This is a genomic window from Pelomicrobium sp. (assembly GCF_036803785.1).
Classification (GTDB): domain Bacteria; phylum Pseudomonadota; class Gammaproteobacteria; order Burkholderiales; family UBA6910; genus Pelomicrobium.
Genome location: NZ_DAIRTR010000201.1, coordinates 1 through 3,548 on the forward strand (window position 1 = coordinate 1; position 3,548 = coordinate 3,548).

Here is a 3,548-nt window from a genome sequence, read left to right on the forward strand (position 1 = left end):
GCCCACGCCTGCCTGTGGCTTTGCGATGGGGGTGGAGCGACTGCTGGCGCTCCTGGCGGAGAAGGGGGAGCCGGTCCTGGTGCCGCTGGACGTGTATCTGGTCCACCAAGGGGAGCGGGCGAGCGCCCTGGCGCCCCGGTTGGCCGAGCGCTTACGCGATGCCGGTCTGCGCGTGGTGCTCCACTGTGGGGGCGGTGGTTTCAAGTCCCAGATGAAAAAGGCCGACGCGAGCGGTGCCCAGGTGGCGGTGATTCTCGGCGAGGATGAGGTCCAAGCGGAGGAGGTGAGCGTGAAACCGCTGCGCATCGCCCAGCCCCAAGTGCGGGTGCCGGTCGCCGAGGTGGCCCAATGGCTGCGGGAAGGGGCCTGGAAGTTACCCAGTGCGGCCCTCAATCAAGTGTGACCGAAACGAAGAAAGGCGACGATGGGCGTTTACGATTTCGAGGAACAGGAGCAACTGGCCCGGCTGGCAGCTTGGTGGAAGGACAATGGCCGGCTGGTGATCTTGGCGGTAGGGGTGTTTCTTGCCACCGTGGGGGGGATCTACGGCTGGCGTCATTACCAGAGCCAGCAGTCCTTGGCCGCCGCCCAGGCTTACGCCGCCCTGGAGCCCGCGATCCTTGCCAACGATGCCGAAAAGCTCCGGACGGGTGCAGCCGAGTTGCGCAGCCGCTATCCCCGTTCTTCCTATGCGGCGCGGGCGGCTTTGGCGGCGGCGAAGGCAAGTTACGAGCGCGGCGACCGGGAGTCTGCCCAGCGAGAGCTCACCTGGGTCGTGGAGCAAGCGAGGGAAGAGGCGCTACAGGCCACGGCACGCCTGCGCCTCGCCCGCATCCTCCTGGAAGAGGGGAAGTTCGACCAAGCCCTGGCCCTTCTTCCCGCCGAGGACACGACTCCCTATGCCCGGCTCTACGACGATTTGCGCGGCGACGTGTTGGTCGCCCAGGGCAGAGGGGAAGAGGCGCGCAAAGCATACCAGCGCGCCTTGGAAAAGACCGCGCCAGGCGAGCCGCTGCGCAGCCTGATCGAGCTCAAATTAGACGCCCTGGAGGGGGCATGAAACTGTCGCGTGTGGCCGGGTTCCTGGTGGCGTTTCTTCTGACCGGTTGCGCCACAGGATGGGGCTGGTTCGGACGCTCGGAGCCAGCCCTCAAACCGAGCCCCTTGACCCCGATTCAGGAAAGCGTGCGGCTGGAGGTGGTCTGGCGTGCCCCCGTGGGCCGCTCCCCTCAGCTGGCCCTGGCTCCGTCCGTCGCGGGGAGCGCCGTCTATGCTGCCTCTGCCGACGGGACGCTCACCCGCATCTCCGCCGATCGCGGGCAAACCGTGTGGCGAGTGGACACTGGCAAGAAGCTCACCGGAGGGGTAGAGGCTGGAGCGAACCTGGTGTTGGCGGGAACCCTGGATGGGGAAGTGCTGGCCTACGGAGAAGACGGAAAACTCCGCTGGACCGCACCCATCGGCACCGCAATCCTGAGCCCGCCGCGGCTGAGCGAGGGAATCGTAGTGGTGCGGGGTGCCGACGGGCGCGTGTTTGCGCTGGAAGCGGATTCGGGCAAGCGCCGCTGGGTCTATCAGCGCACCCTTCCTGCCTTGAGCGTGCGAAGCTTCGCCGGCGTGGCGGTGGAGCGGGGCGCCGTGTTTGCCGGCTTCCCCGGAGGGAAGCTCGTCGCCCTGCGCCTCACCGATGGCGTGGTGGGCTGGGAAGCCACCGTGGCCCAGCCCCGGGGGGCCACCGAGCTGGAGCGCATTGCCGACGTGGCCAGCACTCCGGAGGTGGCGGCCGCCGAAGTGTGCGCTGCCGCGTTCCAGGGGCGCACAGCCTGCTTCGACGTGCGCAACGGCAACCTGCTGTGGGCCCGGGACATCTCCAGCTACGCCGGCCTGGACGTGGACGGCCGGGGGCTTTACGTCACCACCGAGCGCAGCGAAGTCATGGGCCTGGAGCTTGGCCGGGGCGCCACCTTGTGGCGCCAGGAGAAACTCACCGGCCGTCGGCTCACCCGGCCCACCAGCCTAGGTTCCTACGTGGCGGTGGGGGACTTCGAAGGCTACGTGCATCTGCTCAACGCGGATGACGGTGGCTTTGCCGCCCGCGTCGCGACCGACGGGAGCCCCATCGCCACCCCGCCTCTACGGGTGGAGGGCGGTCTGCTGGTGCAGACCACCGGCGGCACGCTGATGCTGCTGCGCATCCAATAGCGGCGCTCCCGGCGGCGGCAAAGAGAGGCCCATGAAACCCACGCTGGTCCTGGTCGGGCGCCCCAACGTGGGCAAGTCCACCCTGTTCAATCGCCTGACCCGGTCACGGGAGGCCTTGGTGGCAGACCTCCCGGGGCTTACTCGGGACCGGCATTACGGTCACGGCCGCGTCGGAGCGAAGCCTTTTCTGGTGGTGGACACGGGTGGGCTGGAGCCCGACGCCCAGGAAGGCATCCTGGCGGAAATGGCCCGGCAGGCGCGCCTCGCGGTGGACGAGGCGGACGTGGTGGTCTTCCTGGTGGACGCCCGCGAGGGATTGACGCTCCAGGATCGGTCCATCGCGGAAGAGCTGCGGCGGCGGGGCCGCAAGACCCTGGTCGCCGTCAACAAAGCAGAAGGGCTTCCCTTCGAGATTGCCCGGGCGGAATTCTTTGAATTGGGCTTGGGCGAGCCTATTCCCATTTCGGCGGCCCATGGCGACGGAGTGGCGGAGCTGGTAGAGCGGGCCCTGGCCGATTTCCCCATCGAAGCCCCGCAGGCGCCCGCCCCGGAGCATCCGCGCATCGCAGTGGTGGGGCGCCCGAACGTGGGCAAATCGACCCTGGTGAACTGTCTCCTGGGCGAAGAGCGCCTGGTGGTCTACGACCAGCCGGGCACCACTCGGGACGCTATCGCTGTGGAGTTCCAGCGGGACGGGCACGCCTACACCCTGATCGATACTGCGGGCCTGCGGCGCCGGGGCCGGATCGAGGAGCCTGTAGAGAAGTTTTCCGTGGTGAAGACCCTTCAGGCCATCGAGGCCGCCCATGTGGTGATCCTTGTGCTGGATGCCCGCAGCGAAGTGGCCGAGCAAGATGCTCATATCGCCGGATTCGTCCTGGAGGCGGGCCGCGCCCTGGTGGTGGCGGTCAACAAATGGGACGGACTCCCGGCCGAACGGCGAGAGGAGATCAAGAAGGAAGTCGAGCGCAAACTGGCGTTCTTGAGCTTCGCCCGCTTCCACTACCTCTCGGCCCGGGAGGGCACGGGGGTAGGCGCCCTTATGCGCTCGGTGGACGAGGCCTACCGCTCCGCCATGGTCAAGCTTCCTACTCCCAGGCTCACCCGGCTGCTGCAGGCGCTCACGGCAAAACAGCCGCCGCCCCGGGCGGGGATCGTGCGGCCAAAACTGCGCTACGCCCATCAGGGAGGCAGCAATCCGCCCCTCATTGTGATCCACGGCAACGCCCTGGAGCGATTGCCGGAGAGCTATCGACGCTACCTGGAAAACGGCTTCCGGCAGGAGTTCCGGCTCGAAGGCACCCCCCTGAGGGTCGTGTTCCGAACCGGTTCCAACCCCTATGCCC

General features: G+C 67.8%; 4 protein-coding genes. All 4 read left to right on the forward strand.

What is annotated here, in order from left to right:
* Positions 1-403 (forward strand): His/Gly/Thr/Pro-type tRNA ligase C-terminal domain-containing protein (locus V7Q81_RS15115; RefSeq protein WP_333844958.1); only part of this gene is annotated, 403 nt, incomplete at its 5' end.
* A 21-nt stretch (positions 404-424) separates the two neighbouring features.
* Positions 425-1,060 carry a YfgM family protein gene (locus V7Q81_RS15120; RefSeq protein WP_333844960.1) on the forward strand — a complete coding sequence of 212 codons (636 nt, stop codon included), beginning with the start codon at positions 425-427 and terminating at the stop codon, positions 1,058-1,060.
* The gene (gene bamB, locus V7Q81_RS15125; RefSeq protein ID WP_333844963.1) at positions 1,057-2,202 is read left to right on the forward strand and encodes an outer membrane protein assembly factor BamB; all 1,146 of its coding nucleotides are present in this window, start codon (positions 1,057-1,059) and stop codon (positions 2,200-2,202) included. Before V7Q81_RS15120 ends, bamB begins: the two co-directional genes overlap by 4 nt.
* A gap of 31 nt (positions 2,203-2,233) precedes the next feature.
* A partial coding sequence (gene der, locus V7Q81_RS15130) for a ribosome biogenesis GTPase Der (protein WP_333844966.1) occupies positions 2,234-3,548 on the forward strand: 1,315 nt, incomplete at its 3' end.

Excerpts from the sequence above, each read along its gene's own strand:
- V7Q81_RS15120 (WP_333844960.1), top strand. The coding sequence starts at position 425 with ATGGGCGTTTACGATTTCGAGGAACAGGAGCAACTGGCCCGGCTGGCA.
- bamB (WP_333844963.1), top strand. The coding sequence starts at position 1,057 with ATGAAACTGTCGCGTGTGGCCGGGTTCCTGGTGGCGTTTCTTCTGACC.